15 protein-coding genes, 1 tRNA gene and 1 riboswitch are annotated in these 17,890 nt (G+C 59.0%); of the genes, 7 read left to right on the forward strand and 9 right to left on the reverse strand.

The genetic code is table 11. The features are described 5' to 3' along the window. Positions 1-2: 2 nt before the first annotated feature. Positions 3-779: an electron transfer flavoprotein subunit beta/FixA family protein gene (locus BKA12_RS06105; protein WP_183641507.1), complete on the reverse strand. Its 777-nt coding sequence runs from the start codon at positions 777-779 to the stop codon at positions 3-5. A 339-nt stretch (positions 780-1,118) separates the two neighbouring features. On the opposite strand from BKA12_RS06105, the gene BKA12_RS06110 reads away from it, so the two are divergent. Next, positions 1,119-2,279 carry an IS1249 family transposase gene (locus BKA12_RS06110; RefSeq protein ID WP_183639812.1) on the forward strand — a complete coding sequence of 387 codons (1,161 nt, stop codon included), beginning with the start codon at positions 1,119-1,121 and terminating at the stop codon, positions 2,277-2,279. 104 nt (positions 2,280-2,383) lie between these two features. On the opposite strand, the gene BKA12_RS06115 is transcribed toward BKA12_RS06110, so the two are convergent. From BKA12_RS06115 to dusB, 4 genes are all read right to left on the reverse strand, one after another. After that, positions 2,384-2,456 (reverse strand) — tRNA-Asn (locus BKA12_RS06115). Positions 2,457-2,570: 114 nt separating this feature from the next. After that, positions 2,571-4,475 carry a DNA primase gene (dnaG, locus tag BKA12_RS06120; protein WP_183641509.1) on the reverse strand — a complete coding sequence of 635 codons (1,905 nt, stop codon included), beginning with the start codon at positions 4,473-4,475 and terminating at the stop codon, positions 2,571-2,573. Between the two features lie 89 nt (positions 4,476-4,564). Continuing rightward, positions 4,565-5,863 (reverse strand): deoxyguanosinetriphosphate triphosphohydrolase, encoded by a 1,299-nt coding sequence (locus tag BKA12_RS06125; protein WP_183641511.1) that lies wholly within the window; start codon positions 5,861-5,863, stop codon positions 4,565-4,567. A 9-nt stretch (positions 5,864-5,872) separates the two neighbouring features. Continuing rightward, positions 5,873-7,057, reverse strand: a complete 1,185-nt coding sequence (dusB, locus tag BKA12_RS06130; protein ID WP_183641512.1) for a tRNA dihydrouridine synthase DusB — start codon at positions 7,055-7,057, stop codon at positions 5,873-5,875. 260 nt (positions 7,058-7,317) lie between these two features. Here dusB and BKA12_RS06135 point away from each other — a divergent pair, with 260 nt between their 5' ends. The 5 genes from BKA12_RS06135 to BKA12_RS06155 all read left to right on the forward strand — a co-directional run bounded on the left by BKA12_RS06135 (position 7,318) and on the right by BKA12_RS06155 (position 13,121). Then, the gene (locus BKA12_RS06135) at positions 7,318-8,538 is read left to right on the forward strand and encodes a TM2 domain-containing protein (RefSeq protein ID WP_338087444.1); all 1,221 of its coding nucleotides are present in this window, start codon (positions 7,318-7,320) and stop codon (positions 8,536-8,538) included. Positions 8,539-8,817: 279 nt separating this feature from the next. Beyond that, positions 8,818-8,911, forward strand: a riboswitch (SAM riboswitch). Positions 8,912-9,005: 94 nt separating this feature from the next. Further along, entirely contained in the window at positions 9,006-10,199 is a 1,194-nt protein-coding gene (gene sfnG, locus BKA12_RS06140; RefSeq protein WP_183641514.1) for a dimethylsulfone monooxygenase SfnG, read from the forward strand. 149 nt (positions 10,200-10,348) lie between these two features. Beyond that, positions 10,349-11,398, forward strand: coding sequence for a methionine ABC transporter ATP-binding protein (locus tag BKA12_RS06145; RefSeq protein WP_183641516.1), 1,050 nt, complete (start codon positions 10,349-10,351; stop codon positions 11,396-11,398). Then, positions 11,389-12,135: a methionine ABC transporter permease gene (locus BKA12_RS06150; RefSeq protein WP_338087445.1), complete on the forward strand. Its 747-nt coding sequence runs from the start codon at positions 11,389-11,391 to the stop codon at positions 12,133-12,135. Before BKA12_RS06145 ends, BKA12_RS06150 begins: the two co-directional genes overlap by 10 nt. A 74-nt stretch (positions 12,136-12,209) precedes the next feature. Next, positions 12,210-13,121 (forward strand): MetQ/NlpA family ABC transporter substrate-binding protein, encoded by a 912-nt coding sequence (locus BKA12_RS06155; protein ID WP_183641517.1) that lies wholly within the window; start codon positions 12,210-12,212, stop codon positions 13,119-13,121. A 315-nt stretch (positions 13,122-13,436) separates the two neighbouring features. On the opposite strand, the gene BKA12_RS06160 is transcribed toward BKA12_RS06155, so the two are convergent. The 4 genes from BKA12_RS06160 to BKA12_RS06175 all read right to left on the reverse strand — a co-directional run bounded on the left by BKA12_RS06160 (position 13,437) and on the right by BKA12_RS06175 (position 17,645). Beyond that, positions 13,437-13,892, reverse strand: coding sequence for a hypothetical protein (locus tag BKA12_RS06160; protein ID WP_183641519.1), 456 nt, complete (start codon positions 13,890-13,892; stop codon positions 13,437-13,439). A 186-nt stretch (positions 13,893-14,078) separates the two neighbouring features. Continuing rightward, entirely contained in the window at positions 14,079-15,128 is a 1,050-nt protein-coding gene (locus BKA12_RS06165) for a GNAT family N-acetyltransferase (protein WP_183641520.1), read from the reverse strand. A gap of 9 nt (positions 15,129-15,137) precedes the next feature. Next, positions 15,138-16,526, reverse strand: coding sequence for a glycine--tRNA ligase (locus BKA12_RS06170; RefSeq protein ID WP_183641522.1), 1,389 nt, complete (start codon positions 16,524-16,526; stop codon positions 15,138-15,140). Between the two features lie 126 nt (positions 16,527-16,652). Continuing rightward, positions 16,653-17,645 (reverse strand): DMT family transporter, encoded by a 993-nt coding sequence (locus BKA12_RS06175; protein ID WP_183641524.1) that lies wholly within the window; start codon positions 17,643-17,645, stop codon positions 16,653-16,655. Between BKA12_RS06175 and BKA12_RS06180 the strand changes: the two genes are divergently transcribed. Next, complete coding sequence (locus tag BKA12_RS06180) at positions 17,644-17,880, forward strand: RNA-binding S4 domain-containing protein (RefSeq protein ID WP_183641526.1); 237 nt, start codon at positions 17,644-17,646, stop codon at positions 17,878-17,880. The genes BKA12_RS06175 and BKA12_RS06180 overlap by 2 nt on opposite strands. The last annotated feature ends 10 nt before the right edge of the window (positions 17,881-17,890 follow it).

Below are 17,890 nucleotides of genomic sequence, written 5' to 3' on the forward strand. Positions count from 1 at the left end.
TCCTAGGCCAAACGGTTCTTGACAAGGAAATCTGCAAGCTGTGCGGCGGCATCGCCTTCATCGACAATCTTCACGCCAGCCTCGCGTGGCGGCCGTTCGGAAACGGCAGTCATGATGACATGAGGAACGCTGAAGTCCTCTGCATTCACGCCCAAGTCAGCAAGGGAGAGCACCTCGAACGGCTTCTTCTTAGCGGCCATGATTCCCTTGAAATTCGGGAAGCGGCCGTCGGGGAAGGATTCGGTGACAGAGATGATCGCGGGAAGGTCCGCGCGAAGCTCGTAAGTTCCGGATTCCGTGGCGCGGGTGGCCTTGAGTGCGCCACTCTCGAAGTCGACGGTAGTGAGTTCGGTCAGCGCGGGAAGATCCAGCAGTTCGGCAAGCATCGACGGAATGACGCCGCCGGAGCCGTCTGTGGACTGATTGCCAGCGATGATCACGTCGAACTCTTTACGCTTGAGCGCAGCTGCCAGCACCTCGGCGGTGAGGTTGGTATCAGCGCCTCTAAGCGCAGGATCCACGATCTGCGTAGCCGTGTCTGCACCCATCGCAAGTCCCCTGCGAATCACGGTTTGGGCTTCCTCTTGCGCCATCGAGAGGAGCTCCACCGTGGACTCAGGTTCTTTCGCGGCCAACGTGAGGGCGGCTTCGACGGCGCGCTCACTAATCTCGTCAAGGACGGCGTCGCTCGCAGCGCGGTCGGTCAGACCCGTCTCGAGCTCCAATTTTCGGTCCCCATTGGTGTCGGGAACACTCTTCACCAGCACGACGATGCGCATCGTCGCTCCTTTCCGCAGTCAGTACGTCAGGTCCACTGTCTTGGACCACACACATGACTCAACGGTGATCCAGGCACACGTGGAGTCTATCCTTCCAAATTCTTGCCAAGTGAGGCGAATCTTCACGATGACCGGTTGAGCAAACATAAAATCATAGAAATTCGGTCAGGCACCCGCGGGCTCGGGTTATAGGCCAGAAAGTGTGTAACCCGCGGGCTCTCAAGCAGGGGGTCCAGAGGAGGGTTATAGGACATTAAAGTGTGTCTGATGGGGCTTGGTTGCCTTTATCGGCGCGGCTAAACGGGTGTTGGCATACTTTTCGTTGTTTATTCGGGAAGCGTGGTTGACAACGAGCGTTTATGCGTCCTGTGTGGTGGCGGGCTGAAAAGGAACGGTTCCACGAGTGCTGGAGCTACCAGGTATCGCTGTAAATCGTGTGGCGCGAGTAGTTCTGAACGGATACAACGCGTCGACGTGCGTCGACGCCACGAGCTCTCCCGATTCCTGGAATGGCTGCTGGGAAACAAGACTCAATCCCAAGTCGCTCAGGGCGTGGATCCACGCTCGTTTCGTCGCTCCACACACTGGTGCTGGAACATTACTCCCGCGATCGAGGTCACCGGAGAGATCTATCCGGAAGTCCAGCTCGACGGCATCTATCTCGGTTCCTGGTGTTGCTTGATCGCGATCGCTGGCGAACACGTCATCGGTTATCAATGGTGTGACACGGAAAAACGCGTGGCGTGGGAACAGCTCCTAACTCGTTTCCCCGCACCAGATTTGGTCGTGATTGATGGTGGTTCCGGGCTGGCATCCGCGCTGAAACATTGCTGGCCCGAGACCCCTGTTCAACGCTGCCTGGTGCATATTCAACGCAACGTGCGCGTGCTGATCACGATGCGCCCCCGCACGACCGCGGGCCGCGAACTACGGGCTATTTCCCTTGCCCTGACACGGATCACGAGCCAGGATCAAGCGCGTGCATGGCTACTTGCACTCAACCAGTGGCACGGAAAACATCACCAGATGCTGAACGAGAAAACCTACCGTTCGCACCACCGTGGTTCGCTGCCGCAAAGCGTGAGGCCGCACCAGCGCTGGTGGTTCACACACGACCGGCTACGCAAGGCCTACCAACTCCTCGAGCGCGCCAGCCAACAAGAAGTCCTGTTCACCTATCTCAAAGACGAGCACCGCTCACGGAACGCCTCATCAACAACGAACAGGATCGAAGGAGGCATCAACGCGCAGCTACGCAATCTTCTACGCAACCATCGCGGACTGACCCCTGAGCACGCTAAACGAGCCGTGGAATGGTTCCTCTACAAGCACTCCCAGAACCCAGCACCAGCCCACCAACTCATCAAAAAAGAACACTACGAGCCCGTCGCCTACACGCAAGAAATCGAGGAACACATCGGACCCGCAGAACTCGGAACAGGACTCAACGCAAACGAAGGACTCTGGCACCGAAAAGGATGGGCCGGCCGCGCCTCCTAAAAAGACACGCCCGACCCAGACACACATTTATGTCCTATAACCCCCAGAGGAAGTTAAAGGGCAAGAAAAAAACCCCGGAAATCCTTAGATTTCCGGGGTACTCGCTCCCCCGACTGGACTCGAACCAGTAACCCTTCGATTAACAGTCGAATGCTCTGCCAATTGAGCTACGGGGGAAAGCAACAGAGAATACTCTATCTCAAAATCACGCCAGAATAAAAATCGAGGGCTCCTATCTCGACGTGGCATCCATCACTTTTTCTGGCGGAGTTGGCTCTGAGTAGCAAGAACCTACGCTTGATCCGCTTGATGAAGCGCCCGACGCTCCAATTCGAGCGCAAACAACTCTCGATTCAACTGCGTGAATTTCTCACCATCTACCGCAGGATCTAGCCGCTGCAATCGCCCCAACAGGTCCTCCTTGCGGTGGCGGATCTGTAGTTCTTGCAATCGAGACATGATGTCGGAGCAATAGCGTGCGAGCGCGTCCTCGTTGCGAGCGGGCAAAGGGCGCACGGCAAGCTCGGAAATGTAGTTTGTCAGCTCCGGCGGAGCGGCCTCACGAATGGCCTCAACCCACAGCGCAGCCGCGGTACCGGCAGCAGCCGCCACCTGGATCGCCGTATGAATTGCGGTGTGCGCAGGCGCTACAAAACGCGAAGCATAGAACGCGTGCCATTGCGCTTCCGTCACCAGTCCCGGCTGCTGCAGCACCACCTCGAGCGACTCCCGCTCCATCCGGATCATGGGATCCCGCGCGTCCGGCTTCTCAAACGTCTCACGAGGGCTCTCCCCCGCTACCTGGGGCACACTCTGTTCTTCGCTGACGACGACGCCGCTCGTCTCCGCAGGCTCGCTCGGTTTTGCAGGCTGTTGCGCTGCAAGGTGGACGGCACGGTTAACTTCGTTGAGATCCATGCCCAGCCAGCTCGCAAGCTCACGGGCGTATGCAGGGCGCATCGCGTGATCGCGGATGGCGGCGACGATGGGAGCCGCGGCACGCAGTGCGTTGACGCGACCTTCGACCGTGTCGAGGTCGTACTTCTTCAGGCTCACTTTGATAGCGAACTCGAACAACGGACGCTTCGAGTCGATCAGTTCCCGCACCGCCAACGCTCCGCGCTCTTGGCGCAGGTCGCACGGGTCAAGGCCGTTAGGTTCAACGGCAACGTAGGTCTGAGCCAGGAAGCGCTGGTCTTCGTCGAAAGCGCGTAGCGCGGCCTTCTGGCCTGCAGCGTCGCCGTCGAAGGTGAAGATCACGGAGCCACCCGTGCCGTCGTCGGAGAGCAAGCGGCGCACGATCTTGATGTGATCCGTGCCGAAAGCGGTGCCACAGGTAGCCACGGCGGTTTCGATGCCGGACAGGTGACACGCCATCACGTCGGTGTAGCCTTCCACGACCACGAGCTCGCGGTTCTTGGTGATGGCTCGCTTGGCCAGATCCACGCCGTACAACACCTGGCTCTTCTTATAGAGCTGGGTTTCGGGCGTATTCAGGTACTTAGGACCCTTGTCATCCTCGAACAGCTTGCGCGCACCGAAGCCGATCGTGGCCCCCGTGAGGTCGCGGATAGGCCACATGAGGCGTCCACGGAAGCGGTCGTAAATGCCACGCTGGCCCTCGGAAAACATGCCGGTGGACTGAAGCTCTTCGCGAGTGAAGCCTTTAGCGGTCAAGTGCTTGAGCAAGGCGTCCCAGCCTTGCGGCGCGTAACCCACACCGAACTTGGCGGCGGCCGCCGGATCAAAACCACGCCCCGCAAGGAATCGCTGAGCGGTGACTGCACGGCGATCCCGCAACTGAGACTGGAAAAATTCTTCGGCGACTTTATGGGCATCGAGTAGCCGCTGACGGCGTCCATAATCCTGCTTCGAAGGGCCGCTTCCGCCGTCTTCATAGCGCAGCTCCATGCCAAGGCGGGCCGCGAGACGTTCGACGGTTTCGGAGAAGGTGGTGTGGTCCATCTTCATCACGAAGGAGATCACGTCACCAGATTCGCCACAGCCAAAGCAATGGTAAGTGCCCACTTGAGGACGGACGTGGAACGACGGCGAGCGCTCGTCGTGAAAAGGGCACAGTCCCTTGAAAGAACCGATGCCAGCGGATCTCAGGCTGACGTAGCCTTCGATGACTTCTTTAATGTCAGAACGGGTGCGGACTTCATCAATGTCTTCTCTCTTGATTAGTCCAGCCATGTTCCCCAGCTTAGTATCGCCCCAATAATGTTCTTGTTATACCAAATACTGAACGCTTCGAAACGAAGAATTCTGATCAAACCTTCTGATTAGAAGAGCTCCGCACGGAAGCTCTTGCCTTGTACCAAAGTGGAATGCCATTCAATGGCGCTCGCGTCTGTCAACGAAGCTACTTGGTCGATGATCGCTCGCAAGCGCGCTTCGTCCGTGTCTGCCTCGTTCCAGTCGGCTGAAAACATGGGTTCCAGATACTGGTCCCCCGTGTCAGTCAACAACGTCACGAGATCCTGCAGTACTTCGCGCTGGCGCACGTAGATCGGCTGACGCTCTTCCGAGGTCATCACGTAGGCCGTAGCCAGGCCCTTCATCGCGGCAATCTCAAACTCGGTCTCGCGCGGCACAATCAGTTCGGCGTTGAAGCGCGTCAACGGCTCGTCGCCATACTGCTTGCGCGTCGCCACTAGTGCGGCGGTGCTGAAACGTCCGATGAACTGGCTCGTCATGTCTTTCAATGCTGCCAATGAGCGGCGCGAGCCATTCACGGCCGGCACCCACTCAGGGGTGGCTTCGAGACGTTGGAGTGCAGCGTTGATTTCGTCGTCGTCCGCTCCCGGCAAATACCAACGGCGCGTGTACTCGATGACGCGAGCCCGCTGGTCCGGATCCGTAATCCAGCGCAACTGGAAGCGGCCCGCCACCACTGAGTCTTCGACGTCGTGTACGGAGTAGGAAATATCATCCGCAAGGTCCATGACCTGCGCTTCCAAGCAGCGATTCCCGGCGAACTCTTCGTTGCCCTGGCGTAGCCACTCGAAAACCGGCATGTCATCGGCATAGACACCGAACTTCTTAGACTGTTTTCCGTCTGCGCGCATCGGCGCATTCTCACGAGTCCACGGGTATTTGCAGACCGCGTCGAGGCTCGCCCGGGACAAGTTCAGGCCGGCGGACTGACCGTTAGACCGGAACTTCTTGGTCTCGAGGCGCGTCAGCAAACGCAATGTCTGCGCGTTACCTTCGAAGCCGCCAATCTCCTGAGCAGCGGCGTTCAAAGCCTTCTCGCCGTTGTGACCAAACGGAGGGTGTCCGAGGTCGTGTGACAAGCACGCGGCGTCGACCACATCCGGATCACAGCCCAAAGCCGCACCCAATTCGCGACCGACTTGAGCTACTTCGAGGGAGTGCGTGAGGCGTGTGCGCACAAAGTCGTCGCTGTAAGGCGCCACTACCTGAGTCTTGGCGCCCAGTCGGCGCAAGGCTGATGAGTGCAAAACTCGGGCACGGTCGCGCTCGAAGGAAGTCCGATATGCCTTCTTTGGCGGCTCTTCCACCCAGCGCTCTTCATCGGCCGCGGTGTAGCCCGGTATGAAGCGGGGGTCAGTTCTCATGGGCACTGACTAACCGCCCGAAACGTCGAGCTCGGCAGCGGAAATCATGGCGCGGTGGTTCTCATCCAGCTCGCGAGAATTCAACCAGCCATCCGGCAGTGCGGGGCGCTTTGGAGTGCCAGCACGGCCGCGTGGACCTTCGGCGTCCTTGCCCGGGTACGGAGCTTCTGGATCCAGCTGGCTCAAGAGCCCCCGCAACACCTCGAGGCTCGGCACGGTAGCCAAAGCCGCGCGCAAATCGCCGCCGACTTGGTAACCCTTGAAGTACCAGGCCACGTGCTTGCGAATGTCGCGCAGTGCCTGAAGCTCGTCACCGAAGTAGTCCACCAACAATTCGGCGTGACGGTAGAACGTCTCGGCGACCTTCGCGAGGCCCGGCGTGTAGCGATCATCGCGGCCTTCAAAGGCAGCTTGCAAATCACCAAACAACCATGGACGTCCCTGGCAGCCACGGCCAATGACCACGCCGTCTACGCCGGTTTCCCGCACCATGCGGACGGCGTCCTCGGCGCTCCAAATGTCGCCGTTTCCAAGCACCGGCATGTCCGGCAAAGCTTCGCGAAGAGCGGCAATCGCGGACCAGTCAGCGGTGCCGGAATAGAACTGATTTGCCGTACGACCATGCAAAGCAACAGCAGCGACGCCGTGATCGCGCGCAATTCGGCCAGCCTCGAGGTACGTCAAGTGATCTTCATCAATGCCCTTGCGCATCTTGATGGTCAACGGAATTTCGCCCTTGGCGGCTTCCTCCGTTGCAGACTTGATGATGGACGTGAACAGATTCGTCTTCCACGGCAGCGCGGATCCGCCGCCCTTGCGGGTCACCTTCGGAACGGGGCAACCAAAGTTTAAGTCGATGTGGTCGGCGCGGTCTTCTTCCACGAGCAGTCGCACGGCGGCACCCACGGTCTTCGGATCCACGCCATAAAGCTGTACAGAACGGACCTTCTCATCATCGTCGTGAGAAATGATCCGGAACGAGGTCTTGTTCCGCTCCACCAAGGCGCGGCTCGTCACCATCTCAGTGACGTACAGACCGCCGCCGTATTCGCGGCACAACCGGCGATACGCCTTGTTAGTAATGCCCGCCATCGGCGCCAAGACCACGGGCACGTCAACAGTGAGCTTCCCCAATTTCAATGGTGGAAGCTCGAGTCGGGTGGCGCTGGCGGATTGATCGGCGGTTAAAGTCACCTATCCATTCTCCCAAACAGCACCAAATCCTTCACCGTATCTAAGGTCTCCGGGGAAAAAGTGGTGCAAATTACCAGTGCAGCGGCGCCTGTGCGTGAACATTTTCAGGCGTTTCGCGATTCCGGAACACAGCATAAGTTCTAAGTGTCAGAGGCATCGGGGAATCTTTCACTGTGACCGAAAGAGCACAGAGATCACTCAGATCACTGAACTCTCGAAGCCACGCTTCCCTTTTCATATCTCTCAAGAAGGAGGATCAAGTGTCTAACACTTCGCTCCCCGCCGGCCCTCAGGTGCCGGATACCCCGGAGAACCAGCCGTCCCCGTACGCGCCGGTTTCCAACCCGCAGTATGCCTCGAGCGATCAGTACGCTGCGAACAACCAGTTCGCGGCTAACTCGCCGTACAACTACAACTCGCCTGTGCAGGCGCAGACCTCTGACAAGTCATTCATCGTGACGTGGCTGCTGTCTTTGATCATCGGTTTCTTGGGTGCCGACCGCTTCTACCTTGGCAAGATCGGAACGGGCCTGGCCAAGCTGTTCACCTTTGGCGGTTTGGGCATTTGGTACCTCGTTGACTTGGTCATGACCCTTGCCGGCGCCACAAAGGATAAGTACCGCCGCCCGCTCGAGGGCTATGACAAGCACAAAAAGATCGCGTGGATTGTCAGCGCTATTGTCCTGGTCTTCGGCATGATTACGGGCCAGCAGAACATGAGCGGCGGAGTTACCTCGAACTTTGGTTCCGCTGGTTCTTCTTCCAGTACGACGGCGCCAGCTACAGCAGCGTCGTCGTCCTCCGAGAATGCCGTCCCGGCTGCCGCGGAAGTAACTGAAGCCACGGCTGCCGCAGAAACGACCGCTGCTGCCGAGACCACCGCTGCGGCAGAGACTAAGCAAGCCGCCGAAGAACCGCAGGCCAGCGGTGCATCTGCGTGGGCCGCCGGCAAGTTCGGCGAGTTCGAGACCATCTCGAAGAAGGGCACGGGCGATTCCATCGTCAAGCTGCCCGCTGGCGTCACGAATGCCATGGTCACGTCCACGCATAACGGCGCAGGAAACTTCGCCATTATCGGTTTGGACGAATCGAACGAATCCGTGGATCTGCTGGTCAACGAGATTGGCTCCTACAAAGGCACCACGGCACTCGGTGTGAACGCGTTCCAGGAAGTCAAGAACGTTCAGATCAAGGCGTCCGGTGCGTGGACCATCACCATCGAACCACTGGCCAACGCCAAGCCGTTCGCATCTAAGGGTTCCGGCGACCAGGTCATGCTGTACGACGGCGACGCCTCCATGCTCACACTGACGAATAAGGGCAAGAGCAACTTCGTGGTCTACGAGGAGAACGACGAGCTCTTCAACATGGGCTTGCTCGTCAACGAGATCGGCAACTACAAAGGCACCGTTCCGATGTCCGGTGGACCGTCCGTGATCATCGTGAAGAGCGACGGATCCTGGACGCTAGCCGCTGAGTAGTACGTCGGCTGAGCGGCAGTGCCGCTCAGCACAAGACGCTTCAACAGAAGCAAACACGCTCTAGATAACTGCATAGAGTTCATGCCGTGAGTGACCGGGTTGGGGTGCGGCCACTCACGGCACCTCGCTGTCTCCAGTTACATCTCGACGGTCGCTGCAGGGGGTCCGAATAATCCAGCATCAGATTCCAGCATTTCGAATATTCTGCGAATGACGACACTCTTTGTCACAAACGCGCGAACATTCTTTGATATGGGGGATTTTTGTGTTCAAATTATTTCACCATCCCGAGCGGCCGAGAGATCTGGTTCTATGACGCCGCAGCAACTCCCGGATCATGCCGGGTCAGTGCTACCGCCAGAAACGATGGAGAAAGCTCACGCTTTCGTGGACGTGTCATCGCTAGCTGTGCACGCTCACCGTTGTACGGGATTCCTCACGAATATTGCCCCACCAAGGAATCAACCATGAGCTCAATCAATGTCACCCCTGAAGCTGACCTCGAGACCCCGCTGAAGTTCGCGTACTGGGTACCGAACGTGTCCGGTGGTCTGGTCATTTCCACCATTGAACAGCGCACCAGCTGGGACTTTGAATACAACAAGAAGCTCGCGCGCATCGCAGAAAATTCGGGCTTCGAATACGCGCTCTCCCAGACCCGCTACACCGCCAGCTACGGCGCGGACAAGCAGCACGAAGCAACCGCATTCACGCTCGGTTTGCTCGGCGCAACTGAGCGCCTCAAGATCATCGCCGCCGTTCACCCCGGCATGTGGCACCCAGGCGTTCTCGCCAAGTGGCTCATCACGGCTGACCACATCTCCAACGGCCGTGCAGCCGTAAACATCGTCTCAGGTTGGCTCAAGGACGAATTCACCAACTTCGGTCTGCCATGGCTCGAGCACGACGAGCGCTACGTCCGCACGGAAGAATTCATCACCGTCCTTCGTGGCTTGCTGACCGAGAAGGACTTCTCCTTCAGCGGCAAGTACTACAACATCAAGGACTTCACGCTCTCCCCTGCGCCGCTCGAGATTCCAGGCCGCGCACATCCAGACATCTTCTTCGGCGGAAATTCCACGGCTGCTCAGGCTGCCGCTGGCCGCACCGCCGACTGGTACTTCTCCAACGGCCGCACGTTCGAGGGCTTCCGCGAGAACATCGCCGGCGTCACCGCTGCCGCGAATTCGGGCAAGCGAACCGCCCCGGTCAAGCCACGCTTTGGCATCAACGGATTCGTGATCGCTCGCGATTCGGAACAAGAAGCCAAGGACACGCTGCGCGAGATCGTGGCAAAGGCACACCGCCCAGCCGTGGACGGCTTCGCCTCGGCGGTCAAGGAAGCCGGCCAGTCCACCAAGGACGGCAAGGGCATGTGGGAAGACTCCACGTACGAGGATCTCATCCAGTACAACGACGGCTTCCGCACCGGCCTCATCGGCACCCCTGAGCAGATCGCAGAGCGCATCGTCGACTTAAAGAAGATCGGCGTAAACCTCATCCTCACCGCGTACCTGCACTTCCAGGAAGAGGTCGAGGCATTCGGCCGCGACGTCCTCCCGATCGTCCGCGAACTCGAAGCTGACCTCGCCCGCAAGAACGGCAAGGAACTCAACACCAGCCTTCTTCCGGAAACCTCTTTCGAGGGTGCTTCCGCCTAACGCGGGTTTCGCTTCCGAATATTTACTGAGTACGACGCCGCAGCTCGGCTCCTAGGGCTCGGGCTGCGGTCAGTCGTACCCTCTTTCACCCCAAACAACGCCTCTTCCTTCAGTGCGCCCATTTTCCGGTTCAACCGAAAGCTCCCACCATGATTAGTCTTCATCAACTCACCAAGGTCTATGGCCAGGGTCCAGATGCTGTGACCGTGCTCGACAAGCTCGATATCGAAGTGCAAGCGGGCGAAATCTTGGCTGTGGTCGGTCCCTCCGGCGCCGGCAAGAGCACGCTGGCGCAATGCATCAACTTGCTCGAGCGTCCTACGTCCGGGCAGGTCATCGTCAACGGCGAAGAGCTCTCCGGACTGCCCGAGAGCAAACTGCGGGTAGCCCGCCGTCGTATTGGAACGGTGTTCCAGTCAGCCAGCTTGCTTTCGCGCAAGACGGTGGCGGAGAACATCGCGTTGCCGCTCGAGTACTTGGGCGTGACGAAAGCCGAAACCAACTCGCGCGTCAACGAACTGATCGAGCGCGTGGGACTCTCCCACCGCGCCAATCACTACCCGTTCGAACTCTCCGGCGGTCAGCGTCAGCGCGTGGGTATTGCCCGCGCTTTGGCACTGCGTCCGTCCGTACTGCTCTCAGATGAGGCCACCTCGGGACTCGATCCCGAGACGACGCGCTCCGTCGTCCAGTTGCTGCGAGAGCTACGCGATGACCTCAATCTCGCGGTCGTCTTCATTACCCACGAGATGGACACCGTTCTGCAGGTCGCTGATTCGGCTGCGCGTTTGGATCACGGCCGGATTATCGAACAGGGCCGCCTCGTGGACTTGCTGACCAACCACGAATCCGCGCTGGGCCGTGCGCTCCAGCCGAACTTGAATCCTTCGGCGCCGCTTCCCGGAACTCGTTCCTGGGTCGTCACCTACGACTCTCGTGACGTCCCGGCCGACTGGCTCCAGCGAGTGTCATCGGAGCTTGGCGAACCAGCAGCATTGTTGGCCGCCACCATTCAGAGCATCGATGGCGTCAGCACGGGCAACGCGACGGTCGGCGTTTCCAACGAAAACGATGCGATCGTCAAGGACGCATTTGCCCGCCACGGACTGCGCGCATCTCTGCCCAATGTGTCCCGCGAATCCATCTCAATTTCGTCAGTTCAAAACTCAGCACAGAAGGAGGCCGCGCTGTGGGCGTAGCAACCACTACACACTTGATTCTCGCGGGGCTTCCCGCCCTGCGTCCTGCGAGCGCGCTCTCGGATACCGCTTTGAGCGACCTGCCTGGACTGTTGATTCCGGCCCTGGGCGAAACGCTCACCATGGTGGGCATCGTGATGGTCCTGGTGGTGGCAGTCGGCACGGTGATCGCCGTGTGTCTGCACAATATGGCACCAGGCGGGCTCTTCGAGAACGCGAAGATCTACAACGTCCTGAGTTGGATTGTGAACGTGGGCCGATCCCTTCCGTTCCTGGTCCTCATGGCGGCCATTGTTCCGTTTACCCGGCTCATCACGGGAACGAACATCGGCATCGCAGCTGCTGTGGTCCCCATGACGATTGCGGGAATCCCGTTCTTCGCTCGCATCGTGGAGAACTCGTTGCGAGACGTTCCGCACAGCGTCACCCAGGCTGCCAAAGCATCCGGCGGCTCCACGTTGCAGATCATCCGCACCGCTCAATTGGGAGAAGCCATCCCAGCGATCATGGGCGGCTTGACCATCAACACCATCGCGATGATCGAGTACTCGGCGATCGCGGGAACCATCGGCGCTGGCGGCATCGGCTACGTCGCTGTCACCTACGGATATCAGCGCTTCGACAACACCGTGATGCTGGCAACCGTCATCTTGCTCATCCTTCTCGTCACCACAGTTCAGCTCATTGGCGACGGACTGGTCAAAGCCACTACGCCGCACTTACGCCGTCGTGCTTAAGACCGCCTGAAGAACTCTCACCCAACCTCCTAGCTTTACCCCTCTCTTCTCACCCACACCCGAAAGGCTTCATCATGACTATCACCGAAGAACGCACCACTCCGCCCGCTGACGGGCACGGCTTCACCATCCAGAAAAAGAAGAAGTGGCCGTGGGTGGCCGGCGGTCTCGTCGCCGTCGTTGCCATCGCAGCAGCCGTGGGCATCAACGCCAACGCAGGCACCAAGTCCCCCAATGAAATTGCGGGCGCAACCCTCACCGTCGTGACGGCTGAAGGCAACCAGGCTGAGCAGGCCCTCGTGAACTTCGTGGCCGAGGAAGTTGCTCCGAAGTACGGCATCAAGGTGGCCTTCAAGGGCTTGGCTGACTCCACCACGTTGAACCGCGCAGTCTCAACCGGCGAAGTCGCAGCCACCGTCTACCAGCACAAGTTGTGGCTCAGCCAGGTCCTTGAAGCCAACCCGGACTTCAAGGAAGAAGCGGCCACGCCAGTCTTCCGTTGGGGCTTCGGCATTTGGAGCGATAAGTACAAGTCCGTGGAAGAGATTCCAGACGGCGCAACGATCTCGCTGTACTCGGATCCAGCGAACGAAGCTCAGGGTCTTTGGCTTCTCGAGCGCGCTGGCCTGATTACTCTGAAGGACGGCGTCAACAAGTGGCAGGCCACCCAGAAGGACATCGCCACCAACCCGAAGAACATCAAGTTCAAGCTCTTGGACTTCGCGGCTCAGTCCCGTTCACTCCCGGACTTGGATGCTGCAGTCGGTTACACCGAGTACTACGTAGCGGCGAAGATCGACATTTCGAAGCAGATCTACGCGCCACCAGCACCGGACGAGTTCGCCGGCCAGCTGACCATCGGTTCGAAGTACAAGGACACCGAGAACATCAAGAACCTCGTCAAGGCCTTCCAGGATCCAGCCGTTCAGGAATTCCTGCGCACAGATCCTTCCGTCAAGGACCTCTTGTTGCCAGTTGATAACTAAGAAAAACTAGAAGCGGTCAGTCGCGGCACGAGGTGCCGTTGGCTGGCCGTTTCTGCTTAACAGCACGAAGATTGCCTTCGGAACGGCAACCGCGACGACCGCCCAGGTTAATTGCGTGTTCCAATTCACGGGCGCCCAAGGCCGGGCAAACATTGCACCCAACATCCAGACGCTCAGCCCCACCAGAGCGAGAGCCCGCTAGCGCGTCATACGAATAAGCACCACGGCCAAGACGAACCAGAGCGTGTACCAAGGCTGAACCGTGCGGCCCAACAAGAAGTAGAACCCGAATGCAACGATATTGACTTCCACCGGTTACTGCGGTCCCCACACGAGGAACAAACACACCGCGAGCAGGATGACCAGAACCATGGCCGCTGTTGGAACAATTTCCGGCACAGCGCTTCGGAATTTATCTCCGCCGAGAGCAATGGAAAGGCTGCTCGCAAGCTCGTAGAAGTATCGCAACGGAGTGGATCGGCCATAAGCGGACAGGCCCGTGGCCGTAGTCCATCCGAATCCCCAGCCGCTGACCCAGCCAGGCAGCAAAAACGCGGTTAGTCCTACAATTCCGGCGATGATTCCGGCAAGGATGAGCCGCCGCCAACGCGCCCAAAAACCGGTGGTCAGATGAGCAACGCTCAGTACGGCAACTGCAAAGAGGAACACCAAGACGAGCTGTTTGATGGCACCCGCGAGTCCCACCAAAAACCCGCCGAGCAATAGCCCACGAAGGCCCTTGAGCCTTCCGGCCAACGCGACGCCGAACACCGCGAGACCACTTGCGAGCGCATCATTATGCCCATGGGAGTCACGTAGGGATTGTGGCCTTGGAGAACTGCCCAGCCTTGTTCTACATAGTTGAACAGATCAAAACTCACGCTCGGCAACAAGGCACGCCGCAACGGCTAAACGAGAAGACTGATTAGCGCGCTGCGGCACGTCTTGTCACGACACCTAGAGTTCTTCAGTCGATGGTGCGGAGGTCTCCGCGGACTCAGTCGAGGCACCGTCTTCGGAAGCTTCCTCAGAGGATTCAGCCGTCGGCTCTCCCGTCTGAGGATCCACGCCGGACGCCACAATGATGGTGGTAGCAATGACCGTGGCAGATCCGCTAACCAGCAGCGCATCCACGAGGTCAGCCAGCGGCACCATGGAATCGTCCACCTCGAGCTGCACCGGATACTGGTGCACCAGCATCGCGAGCAGTCCGCGCACGCTGTCACGAATGTCAGCGTCCGGAAGTGACGGGTCCCAGCCAATGAGAACGTCAGCTGGAGCATCCACGCGGGCCGACTCATATGAGACTGCAAACGTCAGGATGCGTCCGCCCTGAGTCTTCGGCTTGTCGCGCAGCACAATGCAGCCCTTGGCGCCCGTGTGGTCGCCCAGCAGCATGGTCTGTGCACGGCCGAGCGTCATCTCGGAGCGGTCCCAGTCGTGCGTCGCGTTGTAGTAGTCAGCCACCACACGCGTCAGCTCTACGGAACCGGTCGCGATTTCCTCGAGCGTGAGCCCGTTGTCATCAAACACCGGCAGCGGCAGCGCTTCAGGCTCCACCACAACCAAGCGCGAGCGCATGATCGGGTTGAGCCCCATCGCCATCGTGAACGCCTCGGCCGGGTTCGCATCGGCACTAGTGCCGGCGGCGAACGTAAAGCGGGTCTTCACTTCTTGAGAGGACGACGCCGCAGCTTCAGCCCGGAGCCGACGCGTCAGTTCCGTACCAATTCCTTGGCGACGGTGCTCGCGCGCGACCTCGACGTAGATCCAGTTGCGTTCTGGATGAAGCGAGGACTCGTAAATGGTGCCCGCGGCGATGGGAATTCCTTGGTCTTCCACCACGAGGGTGCGGGCCCATGGCTCGTTCGAGTTTTCACGCAACATGGTGCGTGCTTCGTGCGCTTGCGGGCTCGACGGGTCTCCCCAAATTTCGAGGAGTCGAAGGTCATCGCCTTCTTCCCACGAACGAATGGACAGGCCCTCTGGCAGAGTTTCAGAATTCATCATCGTCACCTACTTAGCGCCACCTACCAGTCTTGCGGCCAGGTAAGACTGGACCTGATCCAAAGCGACGCGCTCCTGAGACATGGTGTCGCGCTCGCGAATCGTCACAGCCTGATCATCCAAGGTGTCGAAGTCAACGGTGATGCAGAATGGCGTGCCAATCTCATCCTGACGGCGGTAACGTCGGCCGATCGCGCCAGCGTCGTCGTAATCTACGTTCCACAACTTACGCAACTGTGCCGCCAAATCCTTAGCCTTCGGCGACAAATTCTCGTTACGGGACAACGGCAAGACCGCAGCCTTCACGGGAGCCAAGCGTGGGTCCAACTTCAAGACGGTGCGCTTGTCCACGCCACCCTTAGCGTTTGGAGCCTCATCCTCGGTGTAAGCGTCCACGAGGAACGCCATCATGGAACGGGTCAGGCCGAAGGACGGCTCGATAACGTACGGCGTGTAGCGCTCGCCCGTGGTCTGGTCGAAGAACGCAAGGTCCGTGCCGGAAGCCTTCGAGTGGCTCGAGAGGTCAAAGTCCGTGCGGTTCGCGACGCCCATGAGCTCGCCCCACTCGGAACCGGTGAAGCCGAAGCGGTACTCAAAGTCGATGGTGCCAGCGGAGTAGTGCGCACGCTCGTCCTCAGGGACGTCGAAGCGGCGCATGTTCTCTTCTTTGATGCCCAAATCAAGGAACCAGTTCCAGCAGTCCTCGACCCAGCTCTTGAAGTATTCGTCTGCGTCGGCAGGAGCGGTGAAGTACTCGATTTCCATCTGCTCGAACTCGCGCGTACGGAAGATGAAGTTACCTGGCGTGATCTCGTTACGAAACGCCTTACCGATCTGGCCGATGCCGAAGGGTGGCTTCTTGCGGGACACCGTGAGCACGTTGTTGAAGTTCACGAAGATGCCCTGAGCGGTTTCGGGGCGCATGTAATGAAGGCCGGACTCGTTGTCCACGGGGCCCAAGAAGGTCTTCATGAGACCGGAGAAGAGCTGTGGTTCGGTCCATTCGCCGCGCGTGCCACAGTCCGGGCATACGATTTCTTCCATGCCGGTGGCAGCGCGCTTCTTCTTCGCCTCGAAGGCCTCCATGAGGTGATCCTGGCGGTGGCGTTTGTGGCAGCTGGTGCACTCGACAAGAGGATCCGTGAAGGTGGCGACGTGTCCGGATGCTTCCCAGACAGCCTTTGGAAGGATGACCGAGGAATCAAGGCCAACCATGTCTTCGCGTCCGCGCACGAAGGTCTGCCACCATTCGCGCTTGATGTTCTCTTTGAGCTCGGTACCAAGCGGACCGTAATCCCACGCGGAACGCGAACCACCGTAGATCTCACCAGCCTGGAACACGAATCCGCGGCGCTTTGCCAGCGAGATAACTAGGTCAAGGGTGGACTGAGGTGCCATGTAAATTCGCTCCCATGGGTAACGCGGCCGCTGGATGCGGTCCGTTTAGCGGATGATGTGGCCGGTTCTTCGCGGAGGTTGATCCTCGTGAACACAGACCAGCGCCAATGCGGCGCCGCATTAAGACTAGCGTTTCTGTCTCGTCGCGCGATCTTTCGAGGGCAAACTCGCAACGATCACGGCGACCAATGTGAGAAATGTCCCCGAAATCGTATAGAAAGTGACGCTTGAGCCCTCCACCGGGACCAGCAGATCCAGCGCGATACTTCCCAACAATTGCCCCGCCAAGAATCCCAAACCAGTCAGGAGCGTTCCCATGTAGCGCACCAACACCGCACTGGCGGCAATGAAGACGGCGCCTAACAGGCCGCCGGTGTACATCCACCATTCACTTGGGAAGTGCCCTGGCACCGGTTCAACGAGGGTGCTAATAAGTACGACGACGCCGAGCGCCACAGTGCCGGAGGCGAAATTGAAGAATGTGGCTGGGATAGGGGTTCCGTAGTACTTGGTTTGGGTGCCATTCATCGCTTGTTGGAAAGCAAAGAAGAACCCTGCGGAGATAGGGAAAAGAATCGGCAAGAGCCATTCGGTGCTGGCGCCGTGGGAAATCAGGCTGGGCCACACCGCCCAGATCACGCCGATGATCGCCAAAACGGAACCCAAGACTTGAAGGAAAGTGATTCGCCGTTTGTCTCCCCCAGCGAAACCGGTGGAGTCGGTGAGCAGCCCAGAGACAGTACGGCCAGCAATGTTGGCCACCGTGAAAAGTGCAACGCCGACGATCGGCACGGTGATGGTTTGAGCCAAGACGTAGTACGCGCCGATCAAACCCGCGAGCATGTACCACCACGGGAACGTCTTCTCGCGAATCATCGTGGGAAGTTCGCGCATGGACTCCCGGCCGCTTCGAGTCAGGACCAGCACGAGTGAAACGGCTACCAGACCAGTGACGAAGCTGATGAGCGCGGCGGGCATACCGTCGCCCAGAGCGGTGGAGAGCGCTCCGTTCACGCGGCCTTGAGCTGGGGCAAACATTCCCGCGAAAACAGCAGCGATCAAGCCCACCGGAGTTGAAAACTGGGTAACTCGGCGCTTTGTTTCTAAACTCTTAGACATGAGCTCCTCTCACCCTGATGACATTTCTATCCGTGACGAATCCATTCGCCTTGGTCAATTGCTGAAACTCGCGAACCTCGCAGAGGACGGCCACCAAGCCAAAGAGTTCGTGGAGCACGGCATGGTGACAGTTAACGGAGAGGTAGATACGCGCCGCGGCCGTCAGGTTCGCCACGGTGATGTGGTGGAAATCGACGGCCACGCGGTTCGCGTTGTGTCTGAGGCTTCACTCTAAGTCTGAGACC

Source organism: Neomicrococcus lactis, assembly GCF_014200305.1.
In the GTDB taxonomy this organism is placed as follows: Bacteria; Actinomycetota; Actinomycetes; order Actinomycetales; family Micrococcaceae; genus Neomicrococcus; species Neomicrococcus lactis.